Below are 17,555 nucleotides of genomic sequence, written 5' to 3'. Positions count from 1 at the left end.
GGATCGCGATGAAGCTGCTGTCGTTCGCCAAGGGGGCCCTGGCCATGTTCTGGCTGGTGGCGCTGCTCAATCTGTTCTATCCCTTCGCCGCGCCGCTGGGCGGCTGGCTCAACTGGGCCGCGCTGTCGGTGCTGCTGGCCCACGTCGGTGAGCTGCTGCTGTTTCGCGCGCGCCTGCGTGGCCGGCCGGGGCTGTGGCGGCAGCGCCTGCAGGTGCTGCTGTTCGGCCTGCTGCATCTGCAGACGCTGCGCTGAATGCCGTTGGCCCGGATGCAATCCGGGGTGGTCGCCGAGATTCATCCCGGATTGCATCCGGGCCGAGACTGCGCAATGTGCTCGTGCTTCGTGTAGGAGCCGGCTTGCCGGCGATCTGCTTGCAAAGGCATCGCCAGCAAGCTGGCTCCTACGGGCAATCCTGTTCAGTTAAGGTTGCGCGTGCTCAGCTCCCTTCTCCCTAACCCTCTCCCCAGAGGGGCGAGGGGACTGATCGTGTCTGACCGATGCTTAAGTGAACAGCATTAGGCTCCTACGGGCCGCTATTCCACGAACAGCTGCTGCACCACCGAGAAGTCCTGCTTGCCCTTGCCCTGCTTGAGCAGCAGGCGGTACAGCTGCAGCGCCAGGGCGCCCATCGGCGTGCTGCTGCCGCTGTGGCTGGCGGTCTCCTGGGCCAGGCCGAGGTCCTTGGCCATCAGCTCGGCCATAAAGCCGCCCGAGTAGCCTTTCGACGCCGGCGCGTTCTCCATCACCCCGGGCCAGGGGTTGTACTTCTCCAGCGTCCAGTTGCCGCCCGAACTCTGCCGCATGATCTCGGCCAGGGTCGCCGGTTCCAGACCGTTGGCCACGCCCAGGGCCATGGCTTCGGCGGTGGCGATCATCTGTACGGCGAGGACCTGGTTGTTGCACACCTTGGCGATCTGTCCGGCGCCCTCCGGGCCGGCGTGGAAGATGTTCTTGCCCATGGCGGCGAAGATCGGCCGCGCCCGTTCCAGGGCGCCGGCCTCGCCGCCGACCATGAACGTCAGGGTGCCGGCCGCGGCGCCGGCGGTACCGCCGGACACCGGTGCATCGAGCAGCTCGACACCGTGTTCGCGCGCGGCCAGGTGAACCTTCTTCGCCGACTCGGGGGCGATGGTCGAGCATTCCAGCACCAGCCGGCCGGCGGGAATCCGCTTCAGCAGGCCGTCCTCGCCCAGATACAGGCCTTCGACATGATGGCTGGCGGGCAGCATGCTGATCACCACCTGGGCTCCTTCCACCGCCTCGGCGGCGCTGGCGGCGGGCAGGGCGCCTTCTCCGGCGAGGGTGTCGACGGCGCTGCGCACCAGGTCGAAGACCTTGAGCGGGTAGCCGGCCTTGAGCAGGTTGCGGGCCATGGGCAGGCCCATGTGGCCGAGGCCGATAAAGGCGATCTGGGTCATCCTCGTATCTCCTGTGTGGTCGCGTCCGGCAGGCCGGCGCGGGTGAGTCAGCTGCCTGGCTTGAACAGGGCGTTGAGTTCGGCGAAGGGCGCCGCCTCGGCGACGAAGGCGAAACTGCCGCGCTCGCGCAACTCACGGGCGGCGCGCAGGAAACCGCCGAGGGCGGCCCGCGCCAGGCAGGAGCCGACGCTTACCCGGCGCACGCCGACCTCGGCCAGCTCCTCCAGCGTCAGCGGGCAGGCCGAGAGCCCCATCAGCACGTTGACCGGTTTCGGCGCCACCGCACGCACCACTGCGTCGATCTGCGCACGCGAGCTCAGGCCCGGGGCATAGAGCACGTCCGCCCCAGCTTCGGCATAGGCCTCGAGGCGGCGCAGGGTGTCGCTCAGGTCCTCGCGGCCGTGCAGGAAGTTCTCCGCCCGGGCGCACAGGGTGAAGGGATAGGGCAGGCTGCGCACTGCGGTGGCCGAGGCGCGGATGCGTTCGACCGCCAGTTCGAGCGGGTAGATGGGCGCCTCCGCGCGCCCGCTGGCATCCTCGATGGAGCCGCCCACCAGCCCGGTCGCAGCGGCCAGCAGCAGGGTCTGCGCGCAGCCCGCGGGGTCGTCGCTGAAGCCGTTCTCCAGGTCGGCCGCCACCGGCAGCGCGGTGGCCTGGACTATGGCGCGGGCATTGGCCAGGGTCTCGTCGCGGCTGATCAGCCCCTCGCCGTCGGCGCGGCCGAGGGAGAAAGCCAGGCCGGCGCTGGTGGTGGCCAGGGCCTCGAAGCCGAGGGCGGCGAGGATCTTCGCCGAACCGGCGTCCCAGGGGTTGGGCATGACGAACAGGCCGTCGCGTTGGTGCAGCGCCTGGAAGGCCTGGGCCCGTTCGTGCTGATCGTTGCTCATCGTGAAAATCCCTCTGTGATGATGCTTTGCCGTCGCCCGACTCGCGTTCCGCGCAGCGCCACGGGGCCGAGCGGCTCCCTAGTAGGGTGTCGCGAGGCCGCCTAGGCCGTGCGCACCAACACGTCTAACCATAGTTGCGCAGGACCCAGACGGCCCCGTGACAACCTACAGATCCGCCAGCGGATGCTCGCCCTCCCAGGCCGGGGCGAAGTGCGCCTCGATCACCGCCGGCGGAATCGCGGCGACGTCCGGCCAGCGCCAGCGCGGCGCCTGGTCCTTGTCGATGAGGCGGGCGCGCACGCCCTCGGGAAACTCGGGATGGGCGCAGCAGTTCAGACTCATGGCGTATTCCATGCGGAACACCTCGCCCAGCGAGAGGTGGCGCGCGCGGCGGATCTGCTCCCAGACCAGGTGCGCGGTCAACGGGCAGCCGCCGGCCAGGGTCTTGGCGGCGCGGGCCAGCGGCACATCCTCGTCGTGCTGCAGCGCGGTGAGGGCCTGGACCGCCGCCGGCAGGTCGGCGACGTCCAGCAGCCGGTCGATGCGCTCGCGGCGTGGCAGCCACTGGGCCGCCGGCAGTTCGCCGCGGGCTTCGTCCTCCAGCGCACGCAGCAGGCTGTGCAGCTGCTGCTGCGGTTGATCCCGCCAGTTGAGCTGCACCAGGCCGTCGATCAGCGTCTCCTGTTGCTCGTCGCGCAGGAAGCGGTCGGCCAGGTTCAGATCCAGCGCGTCGCGGGCGTTGATGCTGGCGGCGCTGAGGCCGAGGAACAGGCCGAGGCGGCCCGGCAGGCGGGCGAGGAACCAGCTGCCGCCGACGTCCGGATACAGGCCGATGTTGATTTCCGGCATGCCCAGGCGGCTGCTGGGGGTGACGATGCGGATGGCCGCGCCCTGCATCAGCCCCATGCCGCCGCCCAGGACATGGCCATGAGCCCAGCAGATCAGCGGCTTGGGGTAAGTATGGATGCGGTGATCGAGGCGGTATTCGTCGGCGAAGAAGCGCCGCGCCAGCGGCGGCACCTGGCCGGGGTGTTCGCGGCACTGCTGCACCAGCTGCACCACGTCGCCGCCGGCGCAGAAGGCCTTGGGGCCATTGCCGCGCAGCAGCACGCAGGCGATGGTCGGGTCTTCGGCCCAGGCCCGCAGGCGGGCATCCAGCGCCTCGATCATCGGCAGCGAGAGGGCGTTGAGACTCTTCTCTGCGTCCAGGCTGGCGATGCCGATGCGGTAGCCATGCAGGCTGGGACGCTCTTCGAATTGCAGGTTCATATAGGTTTCCAGCGTAGGGTGGATGACGCTTTAGCCATCCACCATGCGGTTATTGGGTGGAAGCAGAAAGTGACATCCACCTGCCGATTGCGGTGCGCACGGCCTAGGCGGCCCCGCGACACCCTACGGAGCCGCGAATCACTTGTTGCGCCACTGCGGGTCGCGTTTCTCCAGGAAGGCGTTGACCCCTTCGCGGGTGTCGTCGGCGTCGAACAGGTCGACGAAGCGTTCACGCTCCTCCGCCAGCCAGCCGTTCGGGCCGCGTTCGCGGGCGCCCTGGATCAACGGCTTGATGGTGCGCACCGCCACCGGGCTCTGCCGCGCCACCTTGGCCGCCAGCAGCAGGGCATGGCCACGGGCCTCGCCGTTGTCCACCAGTTGTTCCACCAGGCCGATGCGCAGCGCGGTCTCGGCGTCGATGCGCTCGCCACAGAGGATCATGCGCTTGGCCCAGCCCTCGCCGACCAGCCAGGGCAGCGCCTGGGTGCCGCCGGCGCAGGGCAGCAGACCCACCGCGGCCTCGGGCAGGGCCATCTGCGCCTGGCGTTCGGCGATGCGGATGTCGCAGGCCAGAGCACATTCCAGGCCGCCGCCCATGGCATAGCCGTTGATCGCGGCGATCGACACCCCGCGGAAATCGCGCAGGGTCTCGAAGGCCTCGCCGAAGCGGCGCGCCATCTCGCGGGCGCGGGCCTTGTCGCCGTCGGCGAACATGTTCAGGTCGGCGCCGGCGGAAAAGAACTTCGCGCCCTGGCCGGTCACCACCAGGGCGTAGATGTCGTCGTCACGGTTGAGGTGCTCGACCACCTGCTTGAGGCCGATCAGCGAGTCGCGGTCCCAGGTATTGGCCGGCGGATGGTTGATGGTGATCAGCGCGGTGTGACCATGCTTCTCCACGGTCAGCTTGTGGGTCAGGTCGAAGATGCCGGGCTTGTAGGCTTCGATGGCAGTGCTCATAGGGTTCCTCGTGGTTACCTCGTGTAGGAAGCCGGCCTGCGGCGATGCCTTTGTGCTGCTCGCCGGCAAGCCGGCTCCTACGGGGGCGATATCTTGTTTCAGAGTAGGCGATCGAGCATGCCGCCGTGCAGCGGCAGAGGGCAAGCGACGATCTTCGTCGCTGGCCGGCGCTATCGGATGCAGGCGTCGGCCGCGGTTAGCGGCCGGGCAGGGCGTTGCGGCGCTATTGCAGCGCCAGGGGCTGGCCGCCGGCGCGCCGCTCGGCTTGCCATTGCTCCAGGCTGGGCAGCGCGGTGCTGGCGTCGAGGCGGTCGACGATCTCGAAATAGTCCTGCTTGAACTCGTCCGCGAGCACCTCGTCGCGCGGTTTGACCCGTACCGCGTAGACCGTCTGCAGGTTCTGGTGATCGAAGGCGCGCCACTGCTGCTGGTCCTTGAGCAGGCTGTAGCGGTGGCCTTCCAGCGCCTTGATCAGCGCTTCGCTGTCCAGGCTGCCGGCGCGCTTGGCGGCCTCGGCCCACTGCTGGACGATGCTGTAGGCCGAGGCGGCCGAGCTGGACGGATACATCTGGTAGCGATTCTTGAAGGCATCGACGAAGGCCACGCCGCGCGTGGATTTCTCCAGCGCCGGCACGCGCCAGGTCCAGGGCTCGGTACCGATCACGCCCTGCATCAGGCTCGGCCCGGCCTGCTCGACCATGCTCTGGGTCAGGTTCGGCGCGACGATCTGCATGCGCTCGGTCAGACCCAGATCCTTGGCCAGGCGCATGGCGCGCACCAGGTCCTCGCCGAACAGCACCAGGGCGAGAATCTCGGCATCGCTGGCCGCGGCCTGGCTCAGCGCATCCTGATAATCGGCCAGGCGCGCGCCGGGAAAGGGCACGCGCACCCCGGCGTGCTGGCCGAGGTTTTCGCTGGCGGTGGCGCGGCGCAACGAGCCCTCGGTGGTATGGCCCCAGGTGTAGTCGGCGGTGACATAGAAGTAGCGCTTGTTCGGCAGCGTCTTGCTCAGGTACTGGCCGAGCACCTGAGCGCTCATCCAGGCGTTGTTGCACTCGCGGAACATGTAGCGGTGGCCGTCCTTGCCGGTGGTGTCGTTGGAGTAGGTGAGCGTGCCGAAGTACAGCAGGCCGAGCTCGCGGGCACGCTTGCCGGCGGCGATGGCCACCGCGCTGGAGGAGCCGCCGAACAGCATCGCCGCGCCCGCCGCGGCCAGCTTGTCGACGTTCTTCACCGCCTTGGCCGGGCGCGAGGCGGTGTCCTTGCTGGACAGGCGCAGGGGCCGGCCGAGTACGCCGCCTGCGGCGTTGAGCTCGTCGATGGCCAGCAGGGCGCCGCGCATCTGGGCCAGGCCCTCTTCCTTGTAGGGGCCGGTGCGCGGGTAGTTGAGCCCCAGGGTGATGGGCTCGGCGGCTTGCGCGCAGGCAGTGATCCCGGCCCACAGGGCCAGGGTGGCAGTCAGTCGACGCATTTGCAGCTCTCCTTGTTGTTGTTCTGCTTTGCGATCCTTTTACGCCGCTCGTCTACCGGAGGTGATCGTCTATTGGTCTAACAACGCATGATGGCGTTCTCAGTTCAGTGCTCCGGTTCGGGGCGTGGAGGGCCGTTTCCCGTGGGGGGCTGGCGATCGGCGGCCGCCTTGACTTGCCGCCGGCGCTTCTCTAGCGTGCCGCTCTTGTTTGATCCGCGCAGGAACACCTGGGATGACCGAAGATCGCATCAAGCTCGAAGCCAGCTGGAAAGAGGCGCTGCGCGAGGAGTTCGACAAGCCCTACATGAGTGAACTGGGCGAGTTTCTCCGCGCGGAGAAGGCGGCCGGCAAGGAGATCTACCCGCCGGGACCGTTGATCTTCAATGCGCTCAATTCCACTCCGCTGGATCGGGTCAAGGTGGTGATCATCGGCCAGGACCCCTACCACGGCCCCGGTCAGGCTCATGGCCTGTGCTTCTCGGTACAGCCGGGGGTGCCGACGCCGCCGTCGCTGGTGAACATCTACAAGGAACTCAAGCGCGACCTGAACATCGACATCCCGAGTCATGGCTACCTGCAGAGCTGGGCCGACCAGGGCGTGTTGCTGCTCAACACCTCGTTGACGGTCGAGCGCGGCAACGCTGGCTCGCATGCGGCCAAGGGCTGGCAACTGTTCACCGACCGGGTGATCGAGGTGGTCAGCCAGCAGCGACCCAAGCTGGTGTTCCTGCTCTGGGGCAGCCATGCGCAGGGCAAGCAGCGTCTGATCGACCCGACCAAGCACCTGGTGCTGCGCTCGCCGCACCCTTCGCCGCTGTCGGCGCACCGTGGCTTCATCGGCAACGGTCATTTCAGCCGCTGCAACCAGTTTCTCAGCCAGAACGGCATGAGCCCCATCGACTGGCGGTTGCCGGCGCTGTAGGCGGGGCCGCGCCGCCAGGCAGGGTGCGCCATGCGCACCGATTCCATGCTCTTGAGGGTTATCGGCTGGCGCCGGTTCAGCGAACGACGACAGCCTCGTCGGCCTGGCACTGCTGCTTCGCCAGGCCGTTGTGCAGGCTGTTCAGGCGCTGCCTGGCGCGGCTGAGCTGCGTCGCGTCGGCCAGCTCGAGCAGGTCGGCAAGCAACTCCGCCAGCGCCCGGCGATTGTCCGCGTAACTGGCCTGGTAGGCATCGGTGTGGAAGCGTTCGCGCTGCTGCAGCAGGTCCGTCATGCGCGCTGCGAAATCCGCGCCGCGGCGTGCTTCCAGCGCCTCTCGCAGCACCTGTTGCCAGGCCAGGCGGTTGTCCAGCCAGATCCGGTTCTGCGCGCCCAGCGCCTCGGCCCAGTTCTCGATGCGGGCGCGTTGTCGTTCGTTCAGCGTGCCGAGCCAGGGCTGCAGGCGCTTGCTCATGCGCTCGGCGCGTTGGGCGATCTGCTGCGCCAGCGGCGGTTCGACATATTCCTCGCGCAGCTTGGCGTTCTGCTTGTCCAGTGCCTCGAACAGCTGCTCGACCTGGCGCGGGCTCAGGCCGCGCAGCAGCTCCACGCTGCTGGGGGTGATCTCCACGGCGAGGCGTTGCAGGGCCTGGTCGAGTGCCCGCAGCTGAGTGCTCAGGGTATCGCTGTCGGGGTCGTCCAGCAGCGCCTGGCTGGCCTGCAGCCAGTCGAGATAGCGCGGCAGCTCGACGCTGCAGTGCCAGGCCAGGTGCTCCTGCAGCTGCGGTTCGAGCCAGGCGCGCTGCTCTTCGTTCAGCGCGACGTAGTCGTCCAGCTTCCAGGGAATCAGCCAGTCGAGATTGCGGTAGGCCAGGTCGATCCGGCTGCAGGCGCCGAGCAGCAGGGTGACGATCAGCAGCAAGATCAGCGATTGGTGCATGGACGCGGTCCCGCGAGGACGGAGGGTTTCAGCCTAATACCGGGCGGGCCGGGCGCAAGAGGGCGGAAATATCCGCTTAAGACTTTTGGGCGCTCAGCAGCCATTCGTCGTCCGCGCCGCTGCCCACGGCGCCCCCGTCAGAGCAAAAAAACCGCCCCGAAGGGCGGTTCCGATACAGCAGGCCGGGCTCAGCCGCCGAGGTAGGCGTCGCGCACCTTGGGATCGCTGAGCAGGGCTTCGCCGCTGCCCTGCATGACGATATGGCCGTTCTCCAGTACATAGCCGCGATCGGCCAGTCTCAGCGCCTGGTTGGCGTTCTGCTCGACCAGAAACACCGTCACGCCGTCCTTGCGCAGCTGTTCGATGATGTCGAAGATCTGCTGGATGATGATCGGCGCCAGGCCCAGCGACGGCTCGTCGAGCAGCAGCAGGCGGGGCTTGCTCATCAGCGCGCGACCGATGGCGAGCATCTGCTGTTCTCCGCCGCTCATGGTGCCGGCGCGCTGGGCGAAGCGTTCCTTCAGGCGCGGGAACAGATGCAGGACCTTGTCCAGCTGCTCCTGGTTGTCCGCCTTGTTGCCGAAGAAGCCGCCCATGGCCAGGTTTTCCTCGACGGTCAGGCGGGCGAACACGCGGCGGCCTTCGGGGACCACCGCGATGCTCTTGCGCATGATGTCCGGCGTGTCCATGCCGACCAGCTCCTCGCCCAGGTAGCGGATGCTGCCGCTGCTGGCGCGCGGGCTGCCGCACAGGGTCATCAGCAGGGTCGACTTGCCGGCGCCGTTGGCGCCGATCAGGGTGACGATCTCGCCTTTCTGTACCTCGATGCTGACCTCGTGCAGGGCCTGGATCTTGCCGTAGAAGGTGGACACCTTGTTGAAACTGAGCATGGTTAGGCTTCCCCCAGGTAGGCTTTGATCACGTCCGGATTGTTGCGGATCTGCTCCGGCGTACCGTCGGCCAGGGGGGTGCCCTGGTTGATCACGTAGATGTGGTCGGAAATGCTCATCACCAGTTTCATGTCGTGCTCGATCAGCAGCACGGTGACGCCGTGCTGGTCGCGCAGCATGGCGATCAGCTGCTTGAGGTCCTCGGTTTCGCGCGGATTGAGACCGGCGGCCGGTTCGTCGAGCATCAGCAGGCGCGGGCGGGTCATCATGCAGCGGGCGATTTCCAGGCGGCGCTGCTGGCCATAGGCCAGGGTGCCGGCCGGACGGTTGGCGACCTCGGTGAGGTTGACCACTTCCAGCCAGTGCGCGGCGAAGTCCATGGCCTCGCGCTCGCTCTTGCGAAACGCCGGGGTCTTGAACAGGCCGGAGAGGAAGTTGGTGTTGAGATGACGGTGCTGCGCCACCAGCAGGTTCTCCACCGCGGTCATTTCCTTGAACAGGCGTACGTTCTGGAAGGTCCGCACCACGCCCTTGTGGGCGATCTTGTGGCCCGGCAGGCCCTCGATCTGCTCGCCGTCGAGGCGGATGCTGCCGCCGGTGGGGCGATAGAAACCGGTCAGGCAGTTGAACACCGTGGTCTTGCCGGCGCCGTTCGGGCCGATCATCGAGACCACCTGTTTTTCTTTAACGCTCAGGCCCACCTCGTTGACGGCCAGCAGGCCGCCGAAGCGCATGGTGAGGCCGCTTACTTCGAGAATCGCGCGGCTCATTGCTTCAACTCCAGGTGGGGACGCTGCATGGGCAACAGGCCCTGCGGACGCCAGATCATCATCAGCACCATCAGGGCGCCGAACATCAGCATGCGGTATTCGTTGAACTCCCGCGCCAGCTCCGGCAGCAGGATCATGACGATGGCCGCGAGGATGATCCCGAGCTGCGAGCCCATGCCGCCGAGCACCACGATGGCGAGAATGATCGCCGACTCGATGAAGGTGAACGACTCCGGCGACACCAGGCCCTGGCGGGCGGCGAAGAAGCTGCCGGCGAAACCGGCGAAGCAGGCGCCCAGGGTGAAGGCCGAAAGCTTGATCACGGTCGGGTTCATGCCCAGTGCGCGGCAGGCGATCTCGTCTTCACGCAGCGCTTCCCAGGCGCGACCGATCGGCATGCGCAGCAGGCGGTTGATCACGAACAGGGTCAGCAGCACCAGCAGCAGGGCGATCAGGTAGAGGAAGATCACCTTGTTGATCGAGTTGTAGGCGATGCCGAAGTACTCGTGGAAGGTCTGCATGCCCTCGGCGGCGCGGCGGTCGAAGGACAGGCCGAACAGGGTCGGCTTGTCGATGCCGCTGATGCCGTTGGGGCCGCCGGTGATCTCGGTCATGTTGCGCAACAGCAGACGGATGATCTCGCCGAAGCCCAGGGTGACGATGGCCAGGTAGTCGCCGCGCAGGCGCAGCACCGGGAAACCGAGGATGAAGCCGAAGAACGCCGCCATCAGGCCGGCGATCGGCAGGCACACCCAGAAGCCCAGGCCGTAGTAGTGCGACAGCAGCGCGTAGCTGTAGGCGCCGACGGCGTAGAAGCCGACGTAACCCAGGTCGAGCAGACCGGCCAGACCCACCACGATGTTCAGGCCGAGGCCGAGCATCACGTAGATCAGGATCAGCGTGGCGATGTCCACCGCGCCGCGCGAGCCGAAGAACGGCCAGGCCAGGGCGACCAGGATCAGGCCCATGATCGCCCAGCGCTGCGTCGAGGGCAGGGTGAGGAAGTTGCTCGCCTTGCCCGGCATGCTCGGCAGCCTGGGTACTTGGGTCCAGGCGGCGCCGATCTGGTGGCGAAACAGCTGCCAGAAGAACATGGCGATGGCGCAGCCGGCGATGGTCCACAGCACGGCCGGGCTTGCGCCCTGCACCTGCAGCTTGATGCCGACGGTGGTCAGCTTCAGGCCGAGCACCGGATAGGCCACGGCCAGCACCAGCAGGGCGCTGAAGAAGGCGGTCTTGAGGCGATTGCTCATGGAGGGCGCATTCATACCTTTTCAACCTCCGGACGGCCGAGGATGCCGGTCGGGCGGAACAGCAGCACCAGCACCAGCAGGCTGAAGGCCACCACGTCCTTGTACTGGTCGCCGAAGATGTCGGCGCCGAAGGCTTCGGCAACGCCCAGTACCAGGCCGCCGAGCACGGCGCCGGGGATGCTGCCGATGCCGCCAAGCACCGCGGCGGTGAACGCCTTGATCCCGGCGAGGAAGCCCAGGTGCGGGTTGATCACGCCGTATTGCATGCCGAGCAGCACCGCGGCCACGGCGGCCAGGGTGGCACCGATGACGAAGGTCAGGGCGATGATGTTATTGGTGTTGATGCCCAGCAGGTTGGCCATCTTCAGGTCTTCGGCGCAGGCGCGGCAGGCGCGGCCGAGACGCGAACGGGAGATGAACAGGCTGAGGCCGACCATCACCACGAAGGTGACGACGAAGATCAGCACCTGCATGTAGGAGATGACCACGCCGTTCATGGCGCTTTCGCCAATGACGAAGTTACCCGGCAGCAGGTTGGGGATGGCCTTGTCCTTGGAGTCCTGCGCCAGCAGCACTTCGTTCTGCAGGAAGATCGACATGCCGATCGCCGAGATCAGCGGGATCAGGCGATTGCCGCCGCGCAACGGACGGTAGGCCACCCGTTCGATGCTGTAGCCGTAGGCGCTGGCGACGATGATGCTGGCGGAGAACGCCGCGATCATCACGATGGGCAGGCTGTCGAGGCCGAACATGGCGAGTCCGGTGATCGCGATGAAGGCTACGTACGAGCCAATCATGTAAACCTCGCCGTGGGCGAAGTTGATCATGCCGATGATGCCGTAGACCATGGTGTAGCCGATGGCGATCAGGGCATAGGTGCTGCCGATGGTGAGTCCATTGATCAGCTGTTGAAGGTAGTGGTAAAGATCAGGCATTGCCTAACTCCTGGGCCCAGCGTAAAGCGGCGCTTGTGGCGCAGCGCAAGACCGGAATTCTTCTAATAAACAAAACCCACTGCGGCTGCAGTGGGCTTTGGGTTCAGGCGGGACTGTTACTTGGCTTCGGACTTGGTGCCGTCCTGGTGCCATTCGTAGACCACGAAGCTGAAGTCCTTCAGGTCGCCCTTCTCGTCGAAGGCCAGGCTGCCGGTCGGGGTGTCGAAGCTGTTGGCGCGCAGGGCTGCGGCCACTTCGGCGGTGTCGGTGCTGCCGGCTTTCTCGATGCCTTCGGCAATCACCTGCACGGCGGCATAGGCCGGGAACACGAACGGGCCGCTCGGATCTTCGTTCTTGGCCTTGAAGGCCTCGACCAGCGCCTGGTTCTTCGGATCCTGGTCGAAGGACTTCGGCAGGGTCACCAGCAGGCCTTCGGAGGCCGGGCCGGCGATGGCCGAGATTTCCTTGTTACCCACGCCTTCCGGACCCATGAACTTGACGTCCAGGCCCTTCTCCTTCGACTGGCGCAGCAGCAGGCCCAGTTCCGGGTGGTAGCCGCCGTAGTAGACGAAGTCGACACCGGCCTGCTTGAGCTTGGCGATCATCGCGGAGAAGTCCTTGTCGCCGGCATTGATGCCTTCGAACAGGCCGACCTTGATGCCCTTGCCTTCCAGGGTCTGCTTGACCGCGGTGGCGATGCCTTCGCCGTACTGCTGCTTGTCGTGGAGCACGGCGACGTTCTTCGGCTTGATCTGGTCGGCGATGAAGTTGCCGGCGGTCGGACCCTGCAGGCTGTCCAGGCCGATGGTGCGGAACACCAGCTCATAGCCGCGCGCGGTGATATCCGGGCTGGTGGAGGCCGCGGTGATCATCAGGATGCCTTCGTCTTCGTAGATATCGGAGGCCGGTTGAGTGGAGCTGGAGCAGAGGTGGCCGACCACGAACTTGACTTCGTCGTTGACGATCTTGTTGGCCACGGCGACGGCCTGTTTCGGGTCGCAGGCATCGTCGTAGACCACGCCCTCGAGCTGCGCACCGTTCACCCCGCCGGCCTTGTTGATCTGCTCGATGGCCATCTTGGCGCCGATGAACTGCATTTCGCCGTACTGGGCGACGGCGCCGGTCACCGGACCGGCCAGGCCGATCTTGATGGTGTCGGCCGCCATCGAGTAGCTGGCCGCCCCCGCCAGGGCCATTGCCGCGAACAGCTTGGAAATCTGCTTAGTAGCCTTGTTCATGAGTGCTCCACTCTTATGTTTTTCGTTGTTGTAGTTCTTGCGGCCGAAGCTGCAGAAACGGGTCCGTAACCCCGGATTTGCCCCCCGACAACTGTACCGGAACAGTGTAGAGCGCGGATTTGCGCCTTGAAAAGCCGGCAGTTGGAGGCGAATCACGGGGGTGTCGCTAAATTGCAAGGTATGTACAGAAAAACGGCGTGTCCCCAATCGGCTGCCGAGCGTCCCGCGGTTGCCAGCGCAGCGGCCGGCGCTATCATTGCGCGCCTGCATTCACCGCCATCGACACGGGGCACACCATGACGGATCAATCTAGCACCCTCTATGCCAAGCTGCTTGGCGAAACCGCACCGATTCGCTGGCAGGAGCTGCAGCCCTTCTTCGCCCGGGGTGCGCTGCTGTGGGTCGAGGGCAGCCAGGATCTGGTGGCGGTCGCCGAGGCCGTGGCCAGCAACGACCAGGCGCGGGTTGCCGAGTGGATGACCCAGGGCTTGCTGGGCAAGCTGGAGGATGCCCGCGCCGAGGAACTGCTGGCGCGCGACCCGCAGTTGTGGGCGGTGGTAGTGGCACCCTGGGTGCTGGTACAGGAGCGGGCGGCGGCCACCGAGCTGCACTGATACGGGGCGCTGCAGTGCCGCGAGAGTCGGTCTAGACTGTCTCGGCGTTCCCGCGAGGGGCGCTCGGAGCCGCTACCAAGGAGTGCTGCCATGTTCGAACCCGGTCACCTGCATCGCAGCAGTCCGCCCGGTATGGCCGGGCAACCGAGCTATTCCATCGACTTCTATTACGAGGTTCGCCAGGACCCCAAGGAGGGCGCCATGCTGCATGGTCGCCTGGTCGGCGAGATCGACGGCAAGGTCTTCGAGGAGATGTTCGAGATGCACCGCGATACCGCCTTCAACTTCGCCAGCGTGATTTCTCGTCTGGTGGTCAAGCACGGCCTGCATCCCAACGCCAGCCCGATCATGCGCGAGCACAAGGAGTACGACGCAATCTTCGAGGACATCCGGGCCAAGCTGCATGCCTCGCCCGGCGAGACGGTGAACCTCGATCACCTGGAGCAGGACGGCCTGTAGCCGGCGCCGCGCAGACATAAAAAAACCGGATCGAGAGATCCGGTTTTTCGTTTCTGCTGTGCCTCAGGCGGCGGCGAAGCCGGCGGGGTAGGCGAGGGCGGCCTGGCTGTTCTGCACTTCGCCGATGGTCTCGCGCACCACCTGCTTGGCCAGGCAGGCGCATTTGCCGCACTGGCTGGCGATGCCGAGGGTGTTGCGCACTTCACGATAGCTGCAGCAGCCCTCGTAGACCGCATCGCGGATTTGCGTATCGGTGACACCTTCACAGAGGCAGACGTACATAAGCAAGGCTCGTCTTGGTGATACTGTTCGATGGGTCGGATACTAATGTTAATGAGAATGCTTGTCAAAGATCGATTGCGAATGCTCGCAGCGCCTGACGAACGGTTCGGCCGCCAGTAGGAGGCGGGCAGAAAAAAACCGGCATGCGCCGGTTTTTTCATGGGATCGATTGCGGCGCGGACGCTTACTGGTCGAACTCGTCCCAGCCGCCCATTTCCTTCCAGCGGTTGACGATGCCGCAGAACAGCTCGGCGGTCTTCTCGGTGTCGTAGCGCGCCGAATGTGCCTCCTTGCCGTCGAACTCGATACCGGCGGTCTGGCAGGCCTTGGCCAGCACCGTCTGGCCGTAGGCGAGTCCGGCCAGGGTAGCGGTATCGAAGCTGGAGAAGGGGTGGAATGGATTTCGCTTGATGCCGCAGCGCGCTACGGCGGCGTTGAGGAAACCCAGGTCGAAGCTGCTGTTGTGGCCGACCAGGATGGCGCGCTTGCAGCCGGCCGATTTGATCGACTTGCGAATGCTCTTGAAGATCTCGCCGAGGGCATGTTCCTCGCCCACCGCCATGCGCAGGGGATGATCCAGCTTGATCCCGGTGAATTCCAGAGCCGCCGCCTCGATGTTGGCGCCCTCGAACGGCTCGATGCGGAAGAAGTGGGTGTGATCCGGGTACAGAAAGCCGCTCTCGTCCATGGCGATGGTGGTGGCGGCGATCTCCAGCAGGGCGTCGGTGGCGCAGTTGAAACCGCCGGTCTCGACGTCCACCACCACCGGCAGGTAGCCGCGAAAGCGCGCCGCCATGGGCGTGCGCGGGCCGGACGGCAGGCTGGGCTGCAGTTCGTCCTCGTAATGCTCTTCGCTCACGCCTGGTCCTCCAGCAGCTTCCAGCGCAGTGTTTCGCCGGCGCGCAGGGGCACCACCGTCTGCTCGCCCAGCGGCAGGCTGGCCGGCGCGGTCCAGTCCTGGCGCACCAGGGTGATCGAGTCGCTGTTGCGCGGCAGGCCGTAGAAATCCGGGCCGTAGCAGCTGGCGAAACCTTCCAGCTTGCCCAGCGCGCCACGCTGCTCGAAGGCCTCGGCATACAGCTCGATGGCGGCATAGGCGGTGTAGCAGCCGGCGCAGCCGCAGGCAGCCTCCTTGGCGTGCCTGGCGTGCGGCGCCGAGTCGGTGCCGAGGAAGAACTTGGCGTTGCCGCTGGTGGCGGCGTCGAGCAGCGCTTCCTGGTGCAGGTTGCGCTTGAGGATCGGCAGGCAGTAGAAGTGCGGGCGGATGCCGCCGACCAGCATGTGGTTGCGGTTGTACAGCAGGTGATGGGCGGTGATGGTGGCGCCGACGTTGGCCGGCGCGGCCTCGACGAACTGCACCGCATCGCGGGTGGTGATGTGCTCGAACACCACTTTGAGTGTCGGGAAACGCTCGACCACGCGGGTCAGGTGCTCGTCGATGAAGGCTTTTTCGCGATCGAACACGTCGATCTCGCTGCGCGTCACCTCGCCGTGCACCAGCAACAGCATGCCAACTTCGGCCATGGCCTGCAGCGCCGGGAAGATCTTGTCGATGCTGGTCACGCCCGAGTCGGAATTGGTGGTGGCGCCGGCCGGATAGAGCTTGGCGGCATGGACGAAGCCGCTGGCCTTGGCCGCGCGCACGTCCTCGGGGCTGGTGTTGTCGGTGAGGTAGAGCACCATCAGCGGCTCGAAGCGGCTGCCGGCCGGGCGCGCGGCCAGGATGCGCTGGCGGTAGGCATCGGCCTCGGTGGCGTTGCGTACCGGCGGTACCAGGTTGGGCATGATGATGGCGCGGGCGAAGGTGCGCGCGACGTCGCCGACGGTGTGCGGCAGCACCGCGCCATCGCGCAGGTGAATGTGCCAGTCATCGGGGCGCAGAAGGGTCAGACGGTCGGACATGGGGGCTTCCAGGCGGGTAAAACGTGAGCGGAATGCTACCGGAAACCGCCGGAAAATGCGCTGTGGGTGATGGCCTGCAGGGCTGCGGGTGACAGCCAGCAGGACTGTGGAGGTAGGCGCGTACTTCACCCGGGTACCCTGCTTCGGCCTATCTCCTGCATCCATGCGGTCGTACTCGCGATGGGCGGCCGCCGCGCTCGCCATGATCGCGAATAAAGCGCAGCGTTGCCCGTTTGCCCCTACAGTTTTTCGCACGGGTACCGATACCTAGGGGGAACACGTTTTCATCGGAGCCGATCGTGCGTGCGTCCCATTTTCTCCTGATCAGCCTGCTGGCCGGCTTGCCCCTGTGCCTGCCGGCGCACGCCGTCAGTTTCCAGACACGGCTGGAAAAAGTGCAGTGGACGGTCGAGGGCGACAAGTTCGAGTGCCGGCTCAGCCAGCCGATCAGCAACTTCGGCAGCGGCGAGTTCGTGCGCCGCGCCGGCGAGCAGGTGACCTTCCGCCTCAAGGTCCGCGAGCGCTGGCTCGGCGCGGGTTCCGCGACGCTGCTGGCGGCGGCTGCGCCCTGGCAGCCGGGGCGCGGCGATATCAATCTGGGCGTGGTCAGCGTCGGCAACGGCGAGGTGCCGTTCAACAGTTCGCAGGAGCAGGGCGCACGCCTGCTCACCGGACTTCTCGAGGGGCGCAGCCCACTGGTGCGTCACCGTACCCTCAATGGCGGCGAGAGCCTCGAGGTGCGCCTGCTGCCGGTGAAGTTCCACAAGGCCTACGACGACTACCTGGCCTGCACGGCCAAGCTGCTGCCGGTCAACTTCGAGCAGATTCGCCAGGCGCAGGTCGGTTTTCCCGGCGGTGGCGTCGAGCTGGATGCCATGGCCCGCGCCAAGCTCGACATCGTGCTCGACTTCATCAAGGCCGACCCAACGGTCAACAGCGTCCAGATCGACGGCCACGCCGACAACAGCGGCAATCGCCTGACCAACCGCGACCTGTCGCGCCGCCGCGCCTTGGCCGTTCAGGAGTATCTGGTAGCCGGCGGCGTGCCGGTCGAGCAGATCACCCTGCGTTTTCATGGCGAGCGCTATCCGCTGGTGCCCAACAACAGCGAGGCCAATCGCGCCAAGAACCGCCGCGCCACCCTGCGCCTGGAACGCGTGCCGCCGGCCGAGGTCGCGCCGCCGAGCACGACGCCTGACACTGCGCCGAGCGCCCCGGTCGATCCGCCCGGCAGCACGCCGTCCTGAGCCCTGTTGGCGTCGCTTCGTCCACTCTACCTGTCGCACCCCTGTAAATCGGCCGGCAGGGCCAGTAGAATCACTGGTTTTACCGTACAACCCGTGGAGTGA

At 66.4% G+C, this 17,555-nt stretch carries 19 protein-coding genes; 5 read left to right on the top strand and 14 right to left on the bottom strand.

Annotation, left to right across the window (positions count from 1 at the left end):
* The first annotated feature begins 8 nt into the window (after positions 1-8).
* Complete coding sequence (locus ACUTAF_RS12700; RefSeq protein WP_445580301.1) at positions 9-254, top strand: DUF1145 domain-containing protein; 246 nt, start codon at positions 9-11, stop codon at positions 252-254.
* Between the two features lie 281 nt (positions 255-535).
* On the opposite strand, the gene mmsB is transcribed toward ACUTAF_RS12700, so the two are convergent.
* The 5 genes from mmsB to ACUTAF_RS12675 form a co-directional block, all read right to left on the bottom strand.
* Entirely contained in the window at positions 536-1,420 is an 885-nt protein-coding gene (gene mmsB, locus ACUTAF_RS12695; protein WP_445580300.1) for a 3-hydroxyisobutyrate dehydrogenase, read from the bottom strand.
* A 47-nt stretch (positions 1,421-1,467) separates the two neighbouring features.
* On the bottom strand, positions 1,468-2,307 hold the full coding sequence (locus ACUTAF_RS12690) for an isocitrate lyase/PEP mutase family protein (protein WP_445580299.1): 840 nt from the start codon (positions 2,305-2,307) through the stop codon (positions 1,468-1,470).
* A gap of 165 nt (positions 2,308-2,472) precedes the next feature.
* Positions 2,473-3,576 carry an enoyl-CoA hydratase/isomerase family protein gene (locus tag ACUTAF_RS12685; protein ID WP_445580298.1) on the bottom strand — a complete coding sequence of 368 codons (1,104 nt, stop codon included), beginning with the start codon at positions 3,574-3,576 and terminating at the stop codon, positions 2,473-2,475.
* A gap of 138 nt (positions 3,577-3,714) precedes the next feature.
* Positions 3,715-4,533, bottom strand: a complete 819-nt coding sequence (locus ACUTAF_RS12680; RefSeq protein WP_445580297.1) for an enoyl-CoA hydratase — start codon at positions 4,531-4,533, stop codon at positions 3,715-3,717.
* A gap of 223 nt (positions 4,534-4,756) precedes the next feature.
* The gene (locus tag ACUTAF_RS12675; RefSeq protein WP_445580296.1) at positions 4,757-6,004 is read right to left on the bottom strand and encodes an ABC transporter substrate-binding protein; all 1,248 of its coding nucleotides are present in this window, start codon (positions 6,002-6,004) and stop codon (positions 4,757-4,759) included.
* A 232-nt stretch (positions 6,005-6,236) separates the two neighbouring features.
* Here ACUTAF_RS12675 and ung point away from each other — a divergent pair, with 232 nt between their 5' ends.
* Positions 6,237-6,926: a uracil-DNA glycosylase gene (ung, locus tag ACUTAF_RS12670; protein WP_445580295.1), complete on the top strand. Its 690-nt coding sequence runs from the start codon at positions 6,237-6,239 to the stop codon at positions 6,924-6,926.
* A gap of 76 nt (positions 6,927-7,002) precedes the next feature.
* Here the strand turns inward: ung and ACUTAF_RS12665 are convergent, their stop codons facing one another.
* From ACUTAF_RS12665 to ACUTAF_RS12640, 6 genes are all read right to left on the bottom strand, one after another.
* On the bottom strand, positions 7,003-7,863 hold the full coding sequence (locus ACUTAF_RS12665; RefSeq protein ID WP_445580294.1) for a DUF6279 family lipoprotein: 861 nt from the start codon (positions 7,861-7,863) through the stop codon (positions 7,003-7,005).
* Positions 7,864-8,051: 188 nt separating this feature from the next.
* Entirely contained in the window at positions 8,052-8,753 is a 702-nt protein-coding gene (locus ACUTAF_RS12660; RefSeq protein WP_445580293.1) for an ABC transporter ATP-binding protein, read from the bottom strand.
* Between the two features lie 2 nt (positions 8,754-8,755).
* On the bottom strand, positions 8,756-9,523 hold the full coding sequence (gene livG / locus ACUTAF_RS12655) for a high-affinity branched-chain amino acid ABC transporter ATP-binding protein LivG (RefSeq protein ID WP_445580292.1): 768 nt from the start codon (positions 9,521-9,523) through the stop codon (positions 8,756-8,758).
* On the bottom strand, positions 9,520-10,776 hold the full coding sequence (locus tag ACUTAF_RS12650; RefSeq protein WP_445580291.1) for a high-affinity branched-chain amino acid ABC transporter permease LivM: 1,257 nt from the start codon (positions 10,774-10,776) through the stop codon (positions 9,520-9,522). Before ACUTAF_RS12650 ends, livG begins: the two co-directional genes overlap by 4 nt.
* Before the next feature lie 11 nt (positions 10,777-10,787).
* Entirely contained in the window at positions 10,788-11,711 is a 924-nt protein-coding gene (gene livH / locus ACUTAF_RS12645) for a high-affinity branched-chain amino acid ABC transporter permease LivH (protein WP_445580290.1), read from the bottom strand.
* Between the two features lie 116 nt (positions 11,712-11,827).
* On the bottom strand, positions 11,828-12,949 hold the full coding sequence (locus tag ACUTAF_RS12640; protein WP_445580289.1) for a branched-chain amino acid ABC transporter substrate-binding protein: 1,122 nt from the start codon (positions 12,947-12,949) through the stop codon (positions 11,828-11,830).
* Between the two features lie 296 nt (positions 12,950-13,245).
* Here ACUTAF_RS12640 and ACUTAF_RS12635 point away from each other — a divergent pair, with 296 nt between their 5' ends.
* Entirely contained in the window at positions 13,246-13,563 is a 318-nt protein-coding gene (locus tag ACUTAF_RS12635; protein WP_445580288.1) for a DUF2288 domain-containing protein, read from the top strand.
* 90 nt (positions 13,564-13,653) lie between these two features.
* A complete protein-coding gene (locus ACUTAF_RS12630) occupies positions 13,654-14,022 on the top strand; it encodes a DUF5064 family protein (protein WP_445580287.1) in 369 nt (122 codons plus the stop codon).
* 63 nt (positions 14,023-14,085) lie between these two features.
* On the opposite strand, the gene ACUTAF_RS12625 is transcribed toward ACUTAF_RS12630, so the two are convergent.
* The 3 genes from ACUTAF_RS12625 to pyrC all read right to left on the bottom strand — a co-directional run bounded on the left by ACUTAF_RS12625 (position 14,086) and on the right by pyrC (position 16,206).
* Positions 14,086-14,304, bottom strand: a complete 219-nt coding sequence (locus ACUTAF_RS12625; RefSeq protein WP_445580286.1) for a bacterioferritin-associated ferredoxin — start codon at positions 14,302-14,304, stop codon at positions 14,086-14,088.
* 184 nt (positions 14,305-14,488) lie between these two features.
* On the bottom strand, positions 14,489-15,100 hold the full coding sequence (gene rnt / locus ACUTAF_RS12620; RefSeq protein WP_445582438.1) for a ribonuclease T: 612 nt from the start codon (positions 15,098-15,100) through the stop codon (positions 14,489-14,491).
* Between the two features lie 59 nt (positions 15,101-15,159).
* A complete protein-coding gene (gene pyrC, locus ACUTAF_RS12615) occupies positions 15,160-16,206 on the bottom strand; it encodes a dihydroorotase (protein WP_445580285.1) in 1,047 nt (348 codons plus the stop codon).
* A gap of 299 nt (positions 16,207-16,505) precedes the next feature.
* Between pyrC and ACUTAF_RS12610 the strand changes: the two genes are divergently transcribed.
* The gene (locus ACUTAF_RS12610) at positions 16,506-17,453 is read left to right on the top strand and encodes a flagellar protein MotY (RefSeq protein ID WP_445580284.1); all 948 of its coding nucleotides are present in this window, start codon (positions 16,506-16,508) and stop codon (positions 17,451-17,453) included.
* The last annotated feature ends 102 nt before the right edge of the window (positions 17,454-17,555 follow it).

This window comes from Pseudomonas sp. SP16.1, assembly GCF_052682975.1.
Note: the sequence above shows the minus strand (reverse complement) of the source record. Positions and strands in the feature narration are given on the sequence as shown.